7 protein-coding genes and 1 tRNA gene are annotated in these 21,599 nt (G+C 35.9%); 3 read left to right on the forward strand and 5 right to left on the reverse strand.

What is annotated here, in order from left to right; translation table 11 throughout:
• Positions 1-20 precede the first annotated feature (20 nt).
• The 3 genes from BLQ19_RS07235 to BLQ19_RS07245 all read left to right on the forward strand — a co-directional run bounded on the left by BLQ19_RS07235 (position 21) and on the right by BLQ19_RS07245 (position 2,382).
• Entirely contained in the window at positions 21-602 is a 582-nt protein-coding gene (locus tag BLQ19_RS07235) for a Crp/Fnr family transcriptional regulator (protein WP_029450405.1), read from the forward strand.
• Between the two features lie 62 nt (positions 603-664).
• Positions 665-1,612: a ketopantoate reductase family protein gene (locus BLQ19_RS07240; protein WP_074537877.1), complete on the forward strand. Its 948-nt coding sequence runs from the start codon at positions 665-667 to the stop codon at positions 1,610-1,612.
• A 164-nt stretch (positions 1,613-1,776) separates the two neighbouring features.
• On the forward strand, positions 1,777-2,382 hold the full coding sequence (locus tag BLQ19_RS07245) for an HD domain-containing protein (RefSeq protein ID WP_074537878.1): 606 nt from the start codon (positions 1,777-1,779) through the stop codon (positions 2,380-2,382).
• Between the two features lie 178 nt (positions 2,383-2,560).
• Here BLQ19_RS07245 and BLQ19_RS07250 read toward each other — a convergent pair.
• From BLQ19_RS07250 to BLQ19_RS07270, 5 genes are all read right to left on the reverse strand, one after another.
• Positions 2,561-2,631, reverse strand: a tRNA-Cys gene (locus BLQ19_RS07250).
• 310 nt (positions 2,632-2,941) lie between these two features.
• Positions 2,942-3,298 carry a dihydroneopterin aldolase gene (gene folB / locus BLQ19_RS07255; protein ID WP_029447486.1) on the reverse strand — a complete coding sequence of 119 codons (357 nt, stop codon included), beginning with the start codon at positions 3,296-3,298 and terminating at the stop codon, positions 2,942-2,944.
• A 61-nt stretch (positions 3,299-3,359) separates the two neighbouring features.
• A complete protein-coding gene (locus tag BLQ19_RS07260; RefSeq protein ID WP_024482347.1) occupies positions 3,360-4,310 on the reverse strand; it encodes a PorP/SprF family type IX secretion system membrane protein in 951 nt (316 codons plus the stop codon).
• A gap of 20 nt (positions 4,311-4,330) precedes the next feature.
• Positions 4,331-18,910, reverse strand: coding sequence for a T9SS type B sorting domain-containing protein (locus BLQ19_RS07265; protein WP_074537879.1), 14,580 nt, complete (start codon positions 18,908-18,910; stop codon positions 4,331-4,333).
• Positions 18,911-19,248: 338 nt separating this feature from the next.
• Entirely contained in the window at positions 19,249-21,591 is a 2,343-nt protein-coding gene (locus tag BLQ19_RS07270; protein WP_074537880.1) for a PorP/SprF family type IX secretion system membrane protein, read from the reverse strand.
• Positions 21,592-21,599: the final 8 nt, after the last annotated feature.

The raw sequence follows: 21,599 nt of genomic DNA on the forward strand, positions 1-21,599 counted from the left end.
TATTTCAGACCAATAAGCCTATGGATAAATCCAATATTAATACCTATTTCCATTCGTTATTTCCCATACCGGAACCCGTTGTAGAAAAAATTACAGCAACCTTCTGCCCTTTTACTTTAGAAAAAAATACCGTTTTATTAGATAAAGATACCATCAGTACGAAAACCTATTTTTTAGAACAGGGATATGTACGTTCGTATATTTTAAATGAAGATAATGAGGAGGTAACTACCAATATTTATACAGCTCCTTGTTTTGTAAATGACTTCCTGTCTTTCTTTAAAAAACAACCTACCAAAGAAGTATATCAAACATTAACAGATTGTACTTTTTGGGAAACTAATTTTGATAACGTACAGGCTAATTTTCATAACATCACAGAATTTAGAGAATTCAGTAGACTATTGTTTGTTATAAATTACTATAAATTAAACGATAGATTAATTGAAATGGCCAGTCAGAAAGCAGAAACACGGTATCTAAATCTTTTAAAAGTACAACCACATATTTTTCAGCATGTACCGCTTAAAATTATAGCTTCTTATTTAGGCATTACAGATAGTAGTTTAAGTAGAATTAGGAAAGAAATTAGTAAAATGTAATTTCTTGTCATTTATCAAGTGACTAAAGAACAATGCCTATCCATCTTTGTAAAAAAAATAAAATGAATACAAAGCATATAGTTATTATTGGTCTTGGTGGGGTTGGTGGTTATTTTGGATTTAAAATTAATCGGGCTAATGAAATAAATAAACAACATAAAGTATCATTTGTAGCTAGAGGAACTACATATACCACTGTAAAAGAACACGGACTTACTTTACTTTCTCCAGAACATGCACAACCTATTACGCGCCCTGATGCTGTTTATGAACATATTTCAGATATTAAAGATCCTGATTTACTATTGATCTGCGTTAAAGAATATGATTTGGAGAATGTTTGTAGACAGCTCTCTACAGTTATTACGCCCAACACTATTTTACTACCCATGATGAATGGTGCAGATATTTATGATCGTATCCGGGCACTACTACCAAACAATACTATTTTACCTTCTTGCGTGTATGTGGCTTCACATATCAAAGAAAAAGGTATTGTTGCCCATAAAGGTGCCGCTGGAAAATTAATTTTTGGTAAAGATGCCGCACATATGTCCGTAAATTTAGATTGGGTATTAGCTGTATGTGAACAAAGTACTATCGATTTTGAATTAAAAGAGAATGCGCTGAGTGCTATCTGGTCAAAATTTATCTTTATCGCTAGTTTTGGTTTGGTATCTGCTAAACACAATTCTTCTATTGGTGCAGTATGTACTGAGGCTTCTCAGAAAAAAGAAGCTACCCAAATTATGCAAGAAATAAAGGCTATTGCTGCTAAAAAAGATATTTTTCTAGCAGCTGATATTATTCAGAAAGTTTTTGAAAAGGCAGCTACTTTTCCACCAACAACCCCCACTTCTTTACAATTAGATGTACATTCTGGTAAAAATAAAACGGAGTTAGAATTGTTTGCTGGGGCCATCATCACCTATGGTATTGCAGAGAATTGTGCTACGGTATATACCCAGCGTATCTATGAGGAGATAAAAGCAGCGCATATACATCTATAATCTATTTAAGTAGCTTTGATTTATTTACTAAAATAGAATCAGCTACTGAGTAAGATTAATTCTAAAAGTTGCTTAGAGCGACTTAAAATGTGTACTGAGGGATATTTTAGGTGGATTGGTGGTAGAAAAGATAGCAACTTATAGTATCGTAAAAATAAGGTAGGATGGAAGATGATTTTTTTAATTTGATGAAATGCTATACGGATGATGAGTCTTATGCCAAAACCTGTTGGGCAGCACTCAAACTTAAATACAGTGCTGCTTCTAGACATTATCACAATCTAGAACATTTGGCATACATGTTTCGTTGCTTAGCTACCGTAAAATCTGAAGTAAAAAATTTAGATGCCATGTTATTTGCTATTTATTATCATGATAGTATTTATAGTACTACCAGAAGTGATAATGAACATCAAAGTGCCTTGTATTTTAAAAAAATGATTTCAAAAACATCTTTTGAGGCTATTACGGAGGTTATGGATCTTATTGAAGCTACGAAAGAGCATTTGCTATCTGATGATAATGATACTAATATTCTATTAGATTTAGATTTGGCTGTGCTAGGAGAAAAGCCTGATAATTATCTTACTTATGCCAAAGCTATCCGAAAGGAATATTATATCTATCCCGATTTTATGTATCGCAAAGGAAGAAAAAAAGTATTGATGAATATGTTGAATTTAGAGGCTATTTATAAAACTGATTTCTTTAAAGCACAATTTGAAACAACTGCGATAAAAAATTTGAAGGCAGAATTAAAAAATTTGTAATATGTAGAAGTTTCTTTAGTATTAGTAAGCTTCAAAAGGTTTTGTTACCTTATTGTTCTCTTTCTTTTATGGAATATCAGGGAAGTTGTGCTCTATAAAAAAGATATTTTTGACTTAGGGAAGTACACTATTTATAAAACAAAAAATCCTCTTCTAATGAAAGAAGAGGATTTTGAAGAGGCATCGAGCGGATTCGAACCGCTGTACAAGCTTTTGCAGAGCTCTGCCTAGCCACTCGGCCACAATGCCAATTTAGGATTGCAAATTTACAAAAATTAATGACAATAGAAATTAATTATTACAATGTTTATTCTTTTTTTAGTACAAAAAAGCTCTAAATCTTTCTTTGAAAAAATTTAGAGCTTTCTTTTTCGCTTTTATGGAGTGAACATAAGGCTAAATAAACCTATTTCAGCGTTCTTTTTTGAGGCATCGAGTGGACTCGAACCACTATGAAAGTTCTTGCGGAACTTTGTCTATCCAATTCGACCACAATGCCATATCTGTGGTACAAATGTCTGAATATTTAATGCGTAATCCTATCGGTTAAGAGTGTAGTTCATCGACTTAATTGTAAGTTTATCGAAACCATTTCAACATCTCCGTTAATTGGAGGGTTAATTTTAGATACCGTAACATTACCAGAATCTACTGTACTACATTCTTTAAAAATTCGATCTAGAATACGTTTGGCTACATGTTCTAAAAGTTTTGACTTTATGGCCATTTCTTCTTTAACAATATAATTAATCAACACATAATCTACCGTATCTTTTAAATGATCTGAAAGTGCTGCTTTCGCTAAATCTGCTTCTACTTCTACATCTACCCGATAATCACTACCATTGATACTTTCTTCTTTTAAACACCCGTGATAGGCGTACACTCTAATATTACTAACACTTATTTTACCCACCTGTCTGTATAATTTTTGGTAAATTTAAAACTTGTAGTTCTAAAAATAAGGTTTTAGCATGTTAATATGTACATCTACAATTACTCAATCCTTGGAATAAATCTACTCCTAAAGTAACTACGTGCGTACCGGTACTATAATTCGTTATTTCATTTAATTGTATTTGGTAAGAATATCCAAAGTATAAATTGTTCTTTTTAAGACCCACAATAGGAGCTATGTATAAAGGTTTACCAATCTGGTCATTTAAAAAACGATAGTTGATTCCTGCATAGTAGTAATCTTCATATTGATAAAATCTAAATTTTAAGTTCATATCCGTTTCAGAACGGCCATCACTTTCAAACATTTTATATAAAATAGAAGGTTCTATTTCAAGATCACTATTCTTACTTTTCTTATATCTATAGCCTGTATATAAATAATAATTTCTTAAACGATTTGGCTCATAGTTAATATTAAACCCAGATAAATCTTTATCTAAAATGTTAGATGCATTTAAACTAGCATAGAATTTATCTTTTCTATACAACACCCCAACATCAAAGTTATGGTTTGCTGTAGATCTATCATCTGTAACACCAGGATCTCCACCAGCGTTAACAAATTCTTGAATGTCTATTCTAAATTGATTAAAGTTATAGGATAAACCGAAGGATAAAAATTCATCATCATACCTGTCTAAGGTTAAATGGTGCGCAAAAGAAAGTCGTGCCCCCTGTTGTTTGGTATAACCATTTCTATCGTTGTATAAAAAGATACCTACACCAGATCTATTACCAATACGCATATCTGCTGCTAAAGATTGTGTATCTGGGGCATCTTCAATACCCACCCACTGTGTAAGTCCGTTGATACGTATTTTTACGTGATCACCAATACCTGCATAGGTAGGTGATAGCACAAACGGATTGTCTGCTAAATACTGCGAGAGTTGAGGTGAGTTTAACTCTTGGCTTTTTGCAAATAAACTGCACAAACAGAGCACTAAAGTAATTCCAATTTTTTTCATTGCACTTGTAGGTTAATTTTTTATCTATACAGGGTAAAATGTCCGACAAATTCTCTTTCATCGTTTTCACCTTGTAACTTTATTATGTACCAATAATCACCTGTTGGGAGCTCAGTGTTTTGGTAAAGGCCATCCCATCCTGGGTCGTTTGCACCCATTCTATAAACCTCTCTACCATAACGGTCAAAAATGATCATTAGTATATTAGGGAAGCCTTCTAAATTTTCAGGAATCCAGGTATCATTTTGTAAATCATTATTTGGTGTAAAGAAGTTTGGAACTTCAATATCTATGAATTCCATTTCAATGCTTGCAATGGCCTCACAACCATTACCATCTACAACAGTTACAGTGTATGTACCTGATTCATTGATGTACATTGTATTGTCTTCTTCATTGTTTTTATCACCAAAATAGAAAGTATAATTACCATCTCCACCAGCAGCAATTGCTGTAATTTCATTGATATTATTATTTTCTAAGCTCAATACTAGCGGATCAAAATCTGCTATCGTAAATGGTATTATTTCTATACAACCATTTAAAGAGATAATCAACGTATGTGTTCCAGGCGCAATATTTGTGAAATTAGGCTCTAGACGTACATCAGCAGAATTTTCATCATCTAATTGATATAAGGCTAAACCTTCTACACTTGTATCTTCATGCGTTACTGCTAAATAATTAGTTGGAGTATCTCCAGTACATTCATATACAGGAAGTACGGTTGCTTTTAGGTTTACACCTTCGGCAATTGTCACCTCAATACTTGTTTCACAACCTAAATCATCTAGGACATACACGGTATGTATTCCAGAAGGTAAATCAGTATATCTGATCATATCTGCAACATAGCTTGTATTTTCTAATCGTGTACTATACGGAGCAGTACCACCTGAAAGAATTAAATCTATGGTACCGTCATCACTACCTAAACAAGTTTCTCCTGTAGGGGTAGCATCTATCACTATCGGTGTTGCCGCAGTAATAGTATACTCTGTTTGTACAAAACAACCGTTTTTGTCTTGCGCAATAACCGTATAGGTACCTGGCGCTAGATCTGTGAATGAATTGATAGTATCAAACTGTGCTAAGTTTGGAGAAATAGCATAGATATAATCACCAGATCCGCCCGCTAACGAAACATTAATATATCCGTTCGTATCTCCCGCGCAAATTACCGCAGTATAATCATCTGTATATACTAAAGGCGTTGGTTCTGCTATAGTAATTACCGTGGTGGTTTCTTCACAATCTTCACTAGTTACTTTAATGTAGTAATTCCCAGCGGCTAAGTTTCTAAAGATTCCATTAGTATTAGGTCCTTGCAGTGGTGTGGTACTTGCCGGGGTATCTAATAATTCATAGAAATAATTTCCTAATCCACCACTTGCTCTAGCAATTAACTGTGCAGAACTATCACCGTTACAACTAATTGTTGCAGCAGTTTCATCTACAGTTATAGTAATTGGTGCTACAGGATCTGCTTGTATTTCATTAGAAAGTGTAGAAGTACAGTTAAATGAATCTTGTACATAGTATCTATACGTTCCTGCACCTGCGTTACCAGAAGGTAGGGCATTAAAAATATGTTCATTACCATTATTAAAAGCAGTAAACGTGGTACCATCTGTACTAAAACTGTACGGTGCAGTTCCTCCATTTGCTGTTAATAATAATTCTAAATCATCTACACATGTGATAGATTGTGTCATGGTCAATGAACCAAAAACATCTACAGGATCTGTAATGGTTGCAATAGGTGTTTCCGTAAAACATCTTACTGTATCAAAAACAGATATGCTGTACAATCCTGAGAATAATCCTAAGAAGGTATTTGACGTCTGCGCTGCAGAAGTCGTTACAATTACAGTTCCTGTTGGATCGTAAGTATTTAATCGATATTGTAAAGTTCCAAGTCCGCCAGAAGTAACTGTAGCAGTTACAAAACCAGTATCATCACCATAACACTCCAAAGCAATATCTGCAGAAATGGCTGCTACTAATGGTGCTGGTTGCACTAGTGTTTGAGAATAGGTATCATTAACACAACCCAGGGCATCGGTAATAGTAATTGCAAAATTGCCAGCAGATAAGCCTGTGAAGATATACGCCTGTACACCTACTTGTGTAAATGTTTGTGTAGCAGAAGCTATCGTAATTGTATAAGGCCCTTTTCCTCCTGAAGGATCTACTAAAATACTACCCCTATCATTATCACAACTTACATTAGCTTGTTCACTAACTACTGCTGTAATAGGAAATTCAGGTGCGTTGATTGTAACTACGTTAGAATTATCAGCACATAAGGTACTTGTAGCATCTGTTTCTGTAATCTGTACATAATAACTACCTCCTGGTAAATCATCAATAACAAGTGCGGTACCTGTATTTCCTGATAAAATTCCAGAATATGCAGTGCCATTACTTAAGAATACTTGGTAATCATAGCCTCCTGTATAGTTGGCTATAGTAACGTTAAAGCTACCACCATTTATACCATCATTGATACAGGTTTCATCGGTAACTTTTACCGCAGTTATTTCTATAACTTTAGGATCTTTTACACTATGTGTTGTGCTTACAAAACATCCTGTATCATTATTGGTAACTGTAATGGTATAGTTTCCTATTCCTAATCCAACAAACGATTCTGAACTATTCGTTGTGTTTCTAGTTTGAGTATATCCGTTAGCACTAGTAACCACATAAGTTAAATTAGGTAATGCAGTTGCTGGTGTGATGGTGACACCTACTGTAATATCTTCATCATTACCGTTACAGGTTACGGTATTATCTATAACTACTGTAGGCGTACTTATTCCTACAAAAGGAGTGATCGTTGCTGTGGTTATATCTGAACAACCCATATCATCATACACCGTTATGGTATACGTACCACCTGCTAAGTTGGTTTCTATATAATTTGCGTTGCTGCCATCTTGTACTGGTGTACCAGGAGTAGCATCATTTACAAAAACGTAACGTACATAGTTACCAGAACCACCAGTTACTAATCCGGTAAGATCTATAGTTGCATAGTTCGTTGTGTTTCCAGTAGTACAATTAAACTGAGATACTGTTGGAGTTCCAGCAGTTAATGCAGCCGCAGGTTGTGCTATGGTTTGTGTAATTGTCGTTGTACAGCTATTGGTACCTGTCACCGTAATTTCATATCCTGTTCCTGTAGTATTTGCTAATCCTGTAAATACAGCACTTGTATTAGTTGTGCTTGTTGGATTAATCGTGGCTACGGCACCGTCCATACTTGTAATTTGGAAAGTATACGGATCAAAACCATTCGCCAAGATACTTACAGAGATGGTTCCATCTGCTGCATTGAAACACGTTACATTGGTAAAGGCATCAATAGTTGGTGTTGCAGGAATAACGGCAGCTTCTAGTGTTTGACTAATAGCTACAGAACATAATGTTGCATCTGTTATAGTGAAAGAATACGTTCCGTTCTGTGTTAGAGCAGAGAAGATTCCGTCTGTATTTGCTGTTAAGGGCGTTCCGTCAGGGAATGTTCCTGTGTAGTTAAAAGGTCCGTTACCTCCTGTTTGTGATATGGTGATTTGTCCACCAGGATCTACCGTACAATCGATAGCTTTAACAATAGTAGCTAAAGGCACCATTTCTTCGTATAACGTAATAGCATTTGCAGTTGGAGCAAAACAACCCCATTGATCACTAACGATTACTTGATATTCTCCAGCTCCTAAGTTGCTAAAGGTAGCTGTAGTTTGTATAGGTCTTACGTTTACATAAGCAGTACCATCAAAACGTTGTAATTGGTAGCTATAGTTAGTTCCTTGACCACCTGCTTGGTTAATTACTTGTACTTCTCCTTCAAAATTAGAACAGTTTTCATTGTTTAATTGCAGGTCTGCCGTAATCGCAGTTGGTACACTTAAAGTGATGTCTGCTAATTGTAAAGAACAACCACGACTATCAATCACCCAAATTTCATAAGAACCTGCTGTTAAGTTTTCAAACTTAGGAGTAGCCACATAGTTGCTTGCATCTGTTGGATCTGGATTGGCTGTAGTACTTACATAGTATGCATAGCCACCCCATCCGCCAGTAACATTAACTATTTCAATACTACCATCGCTACCTGGAACACAAGTAATAGGCGATGCAATAGGAGTACCTGCCGCTAAAGCATTTGTAGGTTCTGCAATACTAAATGGCTCTCTATTATCACAAGTAGGCACGCCATCTTGAGAGAAGGTTACATAGTATCCACCAGCAAGTAAAGCTGTTGCTGTGAAATCTGCAGAAGTACCTGTTTGCACAGAGGTATCATCTAAATAGTTTGTAGGGGTATCATTATCATCAAATACTTCCCAAGAATAAGTACCAGTGTACGTAGCATCAGCGACTGTAAACGTTGCAGTTCCTGTTGCAGTTCCTATACATATTACATCTGTAGTTACCGGAGTAGCTATGGTAAATGTATTTGGATCTGTAATATTTATGGATGTAAATAGTTCACAATCGGTATCCGTATGTCTTACTAAGAAGTTATGCGTACCCACGCCTAATCCTGTAAATATTTCTGGATTGGTGTGAGAAAGACTCGTTTGCCATGTGGCACCATTGTCTATACTATATTCAAATTTAGAAACGTCATTGGTGGTTGAGGTAACATTAATAGTTACTTCTCCATCATTTCCAGGACTACACGTAATAGCGCTAGAAATAATAGCATCAGCAGTTAATAACTCATCAAAAGCATCAATAGTTGCTGTTGCAGTTCCAATACATCCGTTATCATCGTAAACAGAAATGGTATAGGTACCTCCTGCTCTATTGGTTTCAACATAAGATGCATTACTACCGTCTTGAACTGGAGTACCAGGAGTGGCATTATTTACAAATACGTAGCGTACAAAACTGTTGGAACCACCAGTTACTGAATTTACTGTAATACTTGCATTGTTCTCGGTATTTGTACTTGGTGTACAGGTAAACTGTACTACATCTACCAATGGATCAATAGTTACGACCACGGCTGCAGGTTCTGCAATTAATATGGCAGCGCTATCTGTTGTACAAGCATTTGTCGTAGCATCACCTGTAACGGTTACCACGTACCCATCTGCAGTTGTTGTTGGCACAAGTCCTGTAAATTCTGCAGTGGTATTCGTAAAGCTTGTTGGTGCAATACTTGTTGCAACACCATCTAAAGAGGTAATTTCAAAAGTATAAGGACCTGTTCCATTATCTACTGCGGTAATGGTTATAGTACCATCATTATCACCAATACACGTTATTGGTGTAGCAGCTGTTGCACTGATTACTGGTTCCACTCTAACAGGAACGTTTACTGTAAACACTCTATTACAATTAGTACTATTAGGCGTTGCGGTATCATAAATAGTAATTACATAATCACCAGCTACAGAGGCATCGTAAGCAAACGGACTTGTTAAAGTGGTTTGCGTAACTGTTGCCGCACCTGAAATGGAATAGTCATAATTTCCTGAACCTGTTAAGGCTTCTATCGTAATAGTTGCATCAGGCGTGCCGGTACAATCTAGTAATTTAGTTAATTCTGCTTTCGCCGATAACACAGGGTTTACAATATAGGCAGGCTCTACTGCGGTACAACCATTACCATCAATTACATAAACATCATAGGTTCCAGGAGTAACATTGGTAAATAAACCATTATTATCTAAATAGTTTGTTGGCATAGGATCACCTGCAGCAACAATAGCATAACGTAAATTTCCAGCGGCTGAAGTCCCTGTAGCTGTAAGGCTTATTGGAGCAGCACAATTATCTTGTGTTACTGCAATTGTTGGATTAGGAGATAATCCTAAGGTAACAGGAGCTAGTGTTACTGGACATCCATACTGATCATTTAAGGTTACAGTATAATCTCCAGCAGGAGAATTTACAGGTATTTGTATTGGATTACTTGTTAAGCCAGTTACTGCTGTAAATCCAGCAGGACCAGTTACATCAAAAGTGTACGGAGCTCCACCGCCTCCAGGAATGTTACTTACCGTAATTAAACCAGGTAAATTACAAGAAATATCTCTTGTTGGCGCAGCGGTTGCAGTTAATTCTCTAAGTTGATCTATTAAAACATTTTCACTACCACCTCTACAAGAATCTGTGGTTCCATCTGTTTGCCAAACTTCTATATAATATTCTCCTTCGGCTAAACCAGGAACGGTAATAGTATTGTTATAAGGGACATTACTAGCGGGGGAAGGAACAATAGCACCACTAACCGCAATAGGACTTGAATTTCCTAATTGGTACACTTCCCATCGCATTTGTGTACTTGATGCACTTGGGTTAAGAATAAATGTTATTTCACCATTGCCAACACCTGGAGTAGTATTAAAACAACTTGGTATTACTTCAGTAGTAATTTCAATTGGAATATTTGTAACAACATCATTAACATTAACATTACTTTGTCTAATACAACCAGCAGTATCTTCAACGTAGAACACATAGGTTCTACCTGGTACTAATAAAGGTAATCCAGGAAGTTGAGGTGTTGCAGGATCAATATTAGCAAATGTATGAGATGTTCCTGCAGGAATCCTTGCAGTCCATACAGGTGTGGATGTTCCAAAATTAGCAGGATCATCTGTATATGTATATCTATATCCGTTTGTATCATCTCCATTACTACCTCTAACAGTAACCTGTAAATCATTACAATCTAGTATTTGTGGAAATAAGGTAATATCTAAGCTATCTAAAGGATAAGGAATAATATATCTATCAAAATCTTTTTGACAAATTGTACCACTTGCTAGGGTAACACGAATAGATGGATTAACTGCAGTTCCAGAAGGGTAACCTCTTAATTCGTTGGAGTTCTGCCAAGTTGTACCACCATCAGCGCTATATTCTATTGTACCAGTTGGAGTAACTACATTTATAAATTCAAATCCATATAATAAAGGATCTGGATCATCACAATTTACAGGTAATAAAGGCGCAATATCAGCCGTAATTTCAACTGCATTATTAATGGTTATTGTGGTTGAAGTAACAGCACATCCATTAACATCGGTTATCGTGATTTCATAATCACCAGCACCAATTCCATTAAAAGCATTTGTTGTTGAGTTGATGTTCGAATAACTTACACTGTAATCAATACCATCTGCCGGAGATAAATCTGTTAAGGCATAGGTATATGGCATGTTTCCACCAGCAGCAAGAGCATCAATAGAACCTAAACCATCATAACATTCAGGATCTGTTGGCGTTCCGGAAATAGTTAATGTGGCTGCCGTATTGACGATGATATCTTCTTCCGTATACGAACATAAAGAACTCACACCATTATTATCAAGCACATACACATCATAACCAGCAGGATTAGCCGTTGCCATAGCATTGGTTACCGTTAAGCTATTTGATGTTGTATATAATCCAGTAGGATCAGTATTGGCAGGAACGATAGCGTATACTAATGTTCCATTCCCACCCGTAGCATTTACCGTAATACTACCATCATTACATGAACTAACATCTACAACAGTGGTGGTTACTACTAATTGTGGACTCAATACCACTGTTTCTTGTAAGGCATCACAACCATAACCATCTTTTACATCAATGGTATATGATCCATTCGCTAGACCTGTAAAGGTATAGGTTGTTGCACTCACTGGAGAAGGAGTAATCCATGTGCCACCATTGATACTGAATTGGAAATTTTCATTCCCAGGTATAGAGGTGATATCTACTTGTATGGTACCGTCATTAGCTCCTGAATAACAAGCTGTAGGAGTTGCGGTAAACGTAGGTACTTCTGGAGCATCTACGGTTACTGCTGGTAAGGTTACATTGGTACAATTTTTACTATCTAAGATACGTACCACATAATTTTCACCACTTGCATTGGCAGGTACATTGTTAAATGTAGCTGTAGGTTGGTATGCTCTAACTACTGACCCTGAATTAGTTTCTAATTGGTAGGTATATGTTGGAGTACCTCCATTAGCTACTGCTGTAATTGTTGCACCCGTATTAGCACAAGTAAACAGTGTTGTTATACTAGCAGTTGCTGTAATCGCATTAGGCTGTGTAAGATCTTGTGTTAAAGGAATAGTACATGTTGTTGGACTATTAAAATCTCTAACGGTAATTGAATAGTTTTGAGCAGTTAAACCGGTAACGGTTTCAGCGCTTGTAAACGGACCTGAAAAATTGGTACCGTCTAAAGAATATTCAAATCCACCTGCTCCAAAATTAGAAGCATTAATAGTAAACCCTCCATTGCTTTCTCCAAAACAAGTAATATTTATGGGTGTAGAAATAGAAGCTGTAAAAGCTCTACCGCTAGCTACATTCACTATAATTTGTGTGGTGCACTCGTTTCCGTAGTTTACTTCAATGGTATGGTTTCCTGCTGCAATAGTATTAAATACATTTGCTGTAGCTCCTGTTTGTGGTGTTGCTCCATCAATTGAATAGGTATAAGAAGCATCAAAAGGACTGATGGTTATATTTCCTGTTCCCTCACAGTTGTAAGTTACACTACTTGTTAATGTTGGTGCAATTGGTAATGGATCAATAATAACATCACTTAAAGTAACAACACAGGTAGTTGCTGCTGCATCTCTTACACGAATGGTATAAGTTCCATCGGTTAATCCTGTAAATACAGTTCCACCGGTAGTTGAAGCAGTCCAAGTTCCTCCATTAATACTGTATTGGTAATCACCAGAACCACCAGTAGTTGGGGTTATGCTTCCTACTGTTATTTCTGCTTCACCGACAGGTAAACAGGTATAGTCTTTTGTTTGAACGGCTTCTGCAGTAATTGCATTAGGTTCGTTTATTACAACACTTAAGGGTTGTGTACATAAATCGGCATCTTGAACTAACACTTGATAGGTTCCAGCTGCTAAATTTGGAAAGTTTGAAGATGTCGTTTGATAAGAAGTTCCATTATCAATACTATAACGATATGGTGCATTCCCACCAGTTACTGCTAAAGCAATAGCACCATCATTCCCACCAAAACAAGTAACATCTGTTAGTGTTTCTGTGATGGCAATAGGTGCATTTTTGATGATGGTAATATCAAACATATCGAAACAGAATCCCGTTGCCCCTGCATGATCACGTACATATACATCATAATCACCTGCTGCAGCAATAGCGATAGGATTAGTTACAGCAAAATCACCAGCTACAGGAGTTACCCCATCTGTTACAATAGCATAGACATAATTAGCATCACCACCCGTAGCGGTAATAGTAACATCCGTACTTGAAGCACACGTAGTAATAGCACTAGCCGAAGCTGTAACACTTAATTCTGGGGCAATAGTAATATTTTTAGGAGTTGTTGTACACCCTAATTCATCTTTTACATTGATGATATACGTTCCTGAAGCTAAGTTGTTAAATACATATGAACTGGCTGTGGTAGGTGTTGGTGCTACAAACGGGCCGTTGTCAATACTAAATAATAAACCGCCATTACCTCCGGAAGCATTTACGGTAATAGTTCCGTCACTAGCTCCAGAATAACAAACAGAAGGAGCTGCTGTAAATGTTAATGCTGTTGGTGCTGTAATCGTAATAGCAGTATTTATAGGATCTTCACAACCACTATTGTCTCTTGCTCTAACTATATAATCACCAGCGGTAACATTTGTAAATATTTTATTAGTACCGTTGGTCGCATAATCATAGGTTCCTATAATTGTTCCTGCGGTATCTTCTAATTGATATACATAAGTTGGAGTACCTCCTGTTGCATTTGCAGAAATGGTAGCTCCTGTATTTAAGCAGGTAAAAGGATTTGACACTACAGCTGTGGTATTCACAGCGGTTGGTTGCGTAATTGTTCTAGTTATTTGTTGAACACACGTAACATCATCTACTTTTCTAATATCAATAGTGGCTACACCAGCACCCAATACTTGTGGTGTGGTTACTGGAGAAACTAACGATGTAGTATAATTTACACCATCTGTAGTATACTCAAATCCAGTAGTAGGATCAAAGTTTGCTACTTCAAAAGTGATGGTACCATTGGTATCTCCAAAACAAGTTACGTTGGTAGAAGATAGGTAATTTGCTTCAAAAGCTTTATCATCCTCAACAGTTACTAAGTTTTCTACAAACAATTCACATACCTCTGGTATTTGAAAAATTTCTATATCATCAATAGCTAAATCATTACCATCATTACCCACTTTATCTGTTCTTATAACAAATTCTAATGTGGTATTACTACCTGGGTTTAAATCTACTGAAAATTCAGTCCAATCACTCGCGCCGGTATTTTTAGCGATATCTCCGGTATATATGGTTTGGACAGGAGTTCCTGTGCCCGTTTCTTGTACTTCAATTATTAAGTTAGGATCCAATCCAGAACTAGTACTTTTCAAGAGGTTTAGTATCCATAACGAAACTCTTAAAGGTTGGTTTGGAATAATATCATTTATGGTTTTTGTATAAATTACTTGTCCGGTAGCTGGTGTACCAACATTAATAACTAAATAACGGCCATTACCTGTTCTGGTACCGGTAGTATGGTCTACTGGGTTAATCCATGTACCGTAAGGAGCAACAAGCTGACTTGTTACGGTATATTCATAGTCATCAATATTACTATTACTATCTCCTGGTGCATTTCCCGTTTGATCTTCATACGTATATCCAACAGTATTTGTGCTAGAAGTAGTGGAACCAGAGCCAAAATTTTCTACCAATAATAAACTTGGTGTTGGAGGTGTTTGAGAGGTATAATTTGTAGTAATTGTATAGGTACCTGCAGCTATATCTGAGAAAATATTTAAGTCAGCATCTGGAGTATTTAACACACCATCTATAGCATACGTATAATTATACGTACTAATATCTGAGTTTAAAGTTATGTTTCCTGAACCATCGCAATTGTAATCTACTACTGGAGTTATTACAGGTTCTACAGGATAATCTTCTACGTAAACATCCATTGCAAATTCGCACCCAAGAGCATCTTTTACCACTACGGTATTATAGTTTCCTGGAGGAAGTATAGCAGTACTTGCCGTTCCAAAAATTGTTCCACCATTAAAACTATAGGTGTATGGCGCTTGACCACCAACAACATTGGTAATACGTACTTCTGCACCTGCAGGATCACAGGTAACGTCTCTAGAAACACCTGCAGAAGCAGATAAGGTTGCAGTTTCTGTTATGGTATGTGTTTCAGTTATATTACAACCAGAACTATCTGTAACAACAACATCATAAGTACCCGCTCCTAAACCAACAAAGTTTGGAGTATCTTGAGTTGATGTTCCACCATCAATACTATATTCAAATGGACCAACGCCATTGGTGGTGTTTATGGTAATACTCGCATCGTTGTTTCCGCTACAGGTTACTGGAGAATCATCTGTAATGCTAATGGTCATGCTACCAAGATCCTCTACTGTTACGCTATTGGATTCTATATAACACCCATTTGCATCTACAACAACGAATGTATACACACCATCTTCATTGGGGACTTTGGTATATACATATGGTGCATCTGTGTCAGTCTCGGTAGGACCACCTGTTGTGGTATATCCAAATTCAAAAATATCTGTTGTTTGAAAATTACTTGCAGGAATATCACTAATGTCCGTATAAAGTTCAGTGCCATCTTTACTCCATATCGCATAGGTATATTCGGGATCTATGAAACCACCAGTTGCCGTAAGTTGAACAGTTCCTGGGGTACAGCCTATATTTTGTGTTGTTACTGCAGCTAATGCAATATCTTCTACCGCTGTAACCGTAATATTTTGAGTGTCAGTACATCCATCTTGGGTAGTAACAATTACGGTATAATCATCAGGATTTAAATTGTTAAAGGTGTAATTATTGGTGGTCTGTGCTGTAACAAGATTTACACGTGTTCCTGTTCCATAAGGATGCGTAGTTCCATCATTAAACCTTAAGTCATAGCTATAATTAGCTCTTACATTTAAGGTTTGAATTGTTATCGTTCCTAAGACATAACAGTTTTCTGGTGTGGTAGATAAATTAACTGTAAAGTCCCGGTCTCTAATTCCTATTTCTTGCGATTGAAACTCACAAGAATTTGCAATTGGATTTCCTGAAGCATCTAATTGACGGATGTCCACTCTATAATTACCAGCTACATCAATATCAAAGCTATTGCCATTATTAGCACTAAAAGGTACTTGTATACTATTGGTATCTAAATTGATTAATTCAAAACCATATCCTGAACCTAAGTTAGTCACCGTAATATTTCCGTCCGTATCACAAAAAATATCGGTTGAAGTTGTGGTTACTGGTAAATCATTCTTAAAGGCACTAAAATAATAGCGACTAGAACATCCATTTAAATAGTTGATTACTAATCTATAATCGCCTGTATCTGTTAAGGTAAATGCATTTCCTGTTGCAACTGTTGAATAACAGCTATTTCCTTTATTAGGGCATGAAGGATCTGAAGAAGTACAACTAGAATTTAATTCTTGCCATTCTAAACTTACCGCATCTGGAATGTTGACTTGTATTAGCTCCGTATCTGTAGAGCCACATAAGAAAATATTGGCTAAATATTCGCCATCAATGGAACATCGTAAAATTTCTCCTTGAATATCATTGGTGATATCTGCATCGCTATTTCTATCATTAAAAAAGTCAATGATTGGATTTGTTTGTGTTGTTCCAAAGAATTCTACCGTAATAATTTCTTGAAATCCTTTACAAGGATCTGCAACAATTTTATCTACAATATAAATTCCTGGTTCTGTAACGGTTAAGGTACTTAAATCTCCATCTGGGTTGCCATCATTTAAAACGGTATCTACTCCTAAATCTATGACATTATTTTCATTAACATCTCGGTACCAAATGTAATCATCAAAATTATCTCCGGCACTTAGTAACACGTCTTCGCCACAAAGTTGTACCGTTCTAGAAAAGTCACAATCAGATAAATCATCTAATAAAAAGTTGGTAGCTCCAGGTGTTGTAAAACCACAAGCATCAAAATCTGTAACACTTGGATCATCACTAATTACATTATTATTGTCTACACCTTGATAGGTAGAATACGCTAAATTCTGAATTTGGTTGGTACATGCATTTACAAAATCGAAGCAGTTTTCTGCTACTTTAACTTGCATACGAATAGATGCTTCGGGAGCCCCTTCTATCACTAAATTGTTTGGTATGGTAAAAACGATAGTTCGTGTAGCAGCGTCATAGATGTAAGTAACTCCTAGAGGTAGGTTTCCAGAGTTTGACAAAGCTGCTTCATCTAAAGTTACATTTTGAGGTAAAACATCACGAATGGTATAGTTTGTAGCATCATCATTCCCTATATTTTCAAAGGATAATATATACTTAAGGTTGTCTCCTAAATTTACTCCGGATCCCGTTAAATCTACAGTTTCTGATAAATTAGTGACCTTTTTTTCAAGAATAATTTCTGGTTCAATGATCTCTACACCAAAGGTTACAAGAAATGCTCCAAAGGCATCTCCTTGTGTTCGTAACCTAAGCGTTGCTGAGGTTTCATCATTTGCAATTACAGTATTTCCGTTATTACTTATTTGAAATATATCAGCATCGTACCCTAAGGTATTGGTACTCGCTATATTCCTTGTGGTAACATTTGAGCCATCAATGGTTATATTTGAATTAAAGAAATTTGTAGAACTATTAGCAGCATTTGAAAGGTTTGTAAATCCAGGTCTTAAGGGCGTTTCTATTTGAAAGGCATCTCCTGTAATACCTCTATCTCCTTCTACAACACTTGCTCCTAATCTAGCTTTTACGGTTCCAGAAGGAATGGTGTTAAATCCGCTTACGGTTATATCTGCAGTAGAACTTCCGCGAACGCCAGCATACCCATCAAAAGTAGATATATATCTACCTGGTAATGTAGGGTTTTCATAGATAATTACTAAAGTCCAACCTCCTGCTCCTCCTACACTCACACCTCTTGTTGCTCTGATGTTTGCAACGGTATATTCACCCGTAGGATCTGCTAAAGCTTGTAGTTGATTTGTTACGTTTTTGTAACAAACGTATGGTGAATCATTGAAATTGACATTGTCATAAATTACATCATCTTCTTCACCTACTGGATCTGCATTTGTATCTGCAACTATATCAATATAAGAACCTCCGGGTACTTTTAATTTTACCGTTGTAAAATCTAGTCTTCTGGAATCATTTGGTAATGATGAGTACCTTGTGCTTTTGACTTCACGTTCGTAATTTGCAGACCAATACAAACCAGCATAATAAATTTTTGAACAATCTGGTAAGGATAGTGATGAGCTGCTAGAACTAAATGTACTTGCATCAGTATCAATATCGATATATTCTCTATGGAATCCGTTATTGTTTGAACCTCCGTTATATGGATCATTCGCCGTGTTGGAGTTATCTCTTCTATTTAGAATACTATTAGCTAAAAAGGTATAATCCCCTTTTATTTTCACGTATGAATTACCTCCATCTTGTAAACGGGGGCTAAAGGGTACTTCTACTTGGCTATAGCCGGCATTACAAATACTGAAAAAAGCTAGAAATAGAATGAAGTAGAATAATCTTTTTTGAAACAAAGTTTTCATTTGTTATTTAGTTTGGTATATAAATGATCAATACACGTTTAAATGGATTGAAATCTGCTAATAATCACGTTTTTACGCGCAACTAAAGGGTCTGCATAACAAATATGATATAAATTGATATGTTGATGAATTTATTGTTGTGGCTTGTTATTTTTATGTGGTGTACTGCATTTTATCGATGGTCTCCCTGATTTTAACCTACTTTCTAGCCATAATTTTAATGCTTTGAATTTTTAAGCCATTTGGCCACCAAAAGTGATGTTTTTTGAAAGTTGATAACACAGAAAAAGGCCTTCAGAAGTAACCTGAAAGCCTTTATATATTTTTGTTTTGTGTTATTATGTGAGTAAGCCCGAACTTACTTTCATGATCCACATTTTTTGGTCGTATGCATTATTTATTTTTGAATAATAAGACATTAAAGCATTATTCCAAGAACCGTGTTTCTTAAGGTAAACGTAACGATAATTGTTTTCTGGGTTGATAAAGTAACTTGCATTTAGGCCTTTTGAATTTAAAAGTTTCACGAAATTATTAGCGTTTTTAGGGCTGGCAAAAACATTGGCGATAATGTAATAACCCCCATCTACCCCATTTAAATTATATTTTTTATAGGCTGGCGTTCCTGTAGCTGCAACATTATCTTTCTCTATGACATTCTTTCTTAAATTAACATTATTATATTTTGCTGATTTTTCTTTTAATCTAGTGGAGTTGTTTGCATAAGCCGTATCTGTATAATTATCATTATCTACATTCATAATCCATAAATCGCCCGTGTAATTCGCTTCTTTTTCATACTTGTAAGAGCTTAGTGCGTTGTCCCAAGAATCTTCATGAATTAAGTACACATACTTTAAACCATTGTTCTTATTTTCAAAGTAATCTGCATTAATCCCTTTGGCTTTAAGTTCGTCTATAAACTTGTTCATGTAATGTTCGCTTTTATATACATTAGCAACAACATAGTAACCATCATTTACGCCTTCTAAGTTTCTAAACTTTCTACTCTTAATATTATTCTTTTTAGCAATTTCTGTAAAAGCATCTTTGGTTTGCCCAGATTGTGTGGTATTTGTTTTAGGAGTCTTTATATAATCTGTCTTTGCAATAGCATCTGTAGTCTGGGTTTGCTTAGGCGTTTTTATGCTTCCATTTGTTGCATCCGTAGTATTTGAAGCGGTAGCATCTGTTGCCGTGTTGCTTCCGTTTGCACGAGTAGTTCCATTTGTTCCAGAAGTTCCAGTTGTTGTACCATCATTAGAAGTATCAACAGAATTTTTAATGTTTTGCACTAAAGCATCTGTATCTTTCCCTTGAGAAGGATTAATTATACCATTTGGATTATTGTACTTTTCAGTACCATCGGTCCGTACCGTAGGATCTGTTTCGGCATTGGTAGTATTTGAAGCTACTTGAGTGGCATCTCTTTCTTTTAAGTTATTCAATAAGTAAAGTTGTTTTGCTTTTTCCTCTAAATCAGGATTTTCGCCATTGGTTTCTCTACGTACCATACGCATCACCATATCAAAACGACGCTCTAAATCACTATTTCTACTAGCTTCAATAGAATCTTGACGAAACATAAGTTCTGCCACAATTTCATCGTTTTCTGACAATGCTGCTTTTAACTTTTCTATTTCTTCATCTCTAGAAGTAAGCGATTCTACATCTTTTTTCAATTCTTCTATATCTGCTAACTCATCAGAATCTTCTAACAATACTCTATCTTCTGTAAGATTAGGAGTAATAGAATAGGCAAAAGATATTTCGTGAGTAAGGCCAAAATCATTAAAAGTATTAGATAGCCCTTTCTCCATCGTATAACCAATAGAGATTCTTTTGTTTAAGTTAAAACCAATACCTGCAGCTGCACCATAGTAGCTATCATAGCCTGCTTGTGCCCAACCTAGTTTTGGTAAATCTAAGATTAAACTTCCGCCAAGAATAAAGTCTTTTCCGGCAACCTCATATTTTTCTCCACCTTTTTTTACACGTAATAAAGGCATTAAACGCGCACCTTCTAATACACCATCACCAGAATCAAAAGGATAGGTATATTGTAAGTGACCAGAATATGTTTTAGCACCAAATTCAGTGACAGATTCATTGGTTTTAATATTATAATCAAATAAGTTTTCTGCAAATACTCCAAAGTCAAACCTACCATAAGAAAGGTTAAAACCGGGTTGAAAAGAAATTAAATTACTATTCTGCAACCCACTTAATAAAGGATCATCCGGATCTACTGTATTTCCTCTACTACTGTCATACCCACTTCTATAATAAGAAAAGTTGGCTCCAAATGTAAAGTTACTTTTATCACTTAATTTAATTCCATATGCATAGTTTGCTAATATACCATAGTTAGATATAGCTCCAGATTGTTGTGAATATAAGCTAAGACCTAAACCCGTTCTATCACTCATACGACCACTATAACTCAAGAAATAAGTTTGGTTGTTATCGTTAAAGGTAGCCGATTGATTTCTGTGTAATAAGTTGATATATGATTTATCCTCTCTAACTGTTGAAAATGTAGGATTCAGTAAGAATCTGTTGAATTTCAATAGGTTCTGAGAAGGTACATCATAAGTGATGAATGGATTGTCATCTTGAGCGCTTACCTTGGTAAGCGCTGAGATGAACAGAAACAGGTATATGATATATTTTTTAAGCATGTTGTGGT

The sequence above is a fragment of the Cellulophaga baltica genome, assembly GCF_900102165.1.
In the GTDB taxonomy this organism is placed as follows: Bacteria; Bacteroidota; Bacteroidia; order Flavobacteriales; family Flavobacteriaceae; genus Cellulophaga; species Cellulophaga baltica.

What these genes read in the sequence shown, in the direction of transcription:
- BLQ19_RS07235 (WP_029450405.1), top strand. Translation starts at nt 21, where the DNA reads ATGGATAAATCCAATATTAATACCTATTTCCATTCGTTATTTCCCATA.
- BLQ19_RS07240 (WP_074537877.1), top strand. Translation starts at nt 665, where the DNA reads ATGAATACAAAGCATATAGTTATTATTGGTCTTGGTGGGGTTGGTGGT.
- BLQ19_RS07245 (WP_074537878.1), top strand. Translation starts at nt 1,777, where the DNA reads ATGGAAGATGATTTTTTTAATTTGATGAAATGCTATACGGATGATGAG.
- BLQ19_RS07260 (WP_024482347.1), bottom strand. Translation starts at nt 4,310, where the DNA reads ATGAAAAAAATTGGAATTACTTTAGTGCTCTGTTTGTGCAGTTTATTT.
- BLQ19_RS07265 (WP_074537879.1), bottom strand. Translation starts at nt 18,910, where the DNA reads ATGAAAACTTTGTTTCAAAAAAGATTATTCTACTTCATTCTATTTCTA.
- BLQ19_RS07270 (WP_074537880.1), bottom strand. Translation starts at nt 21,591, where the DNA reads ATGCTTAAAAAATATATCATATACCTGTTTCTGTTCATCTCAGCGCTT.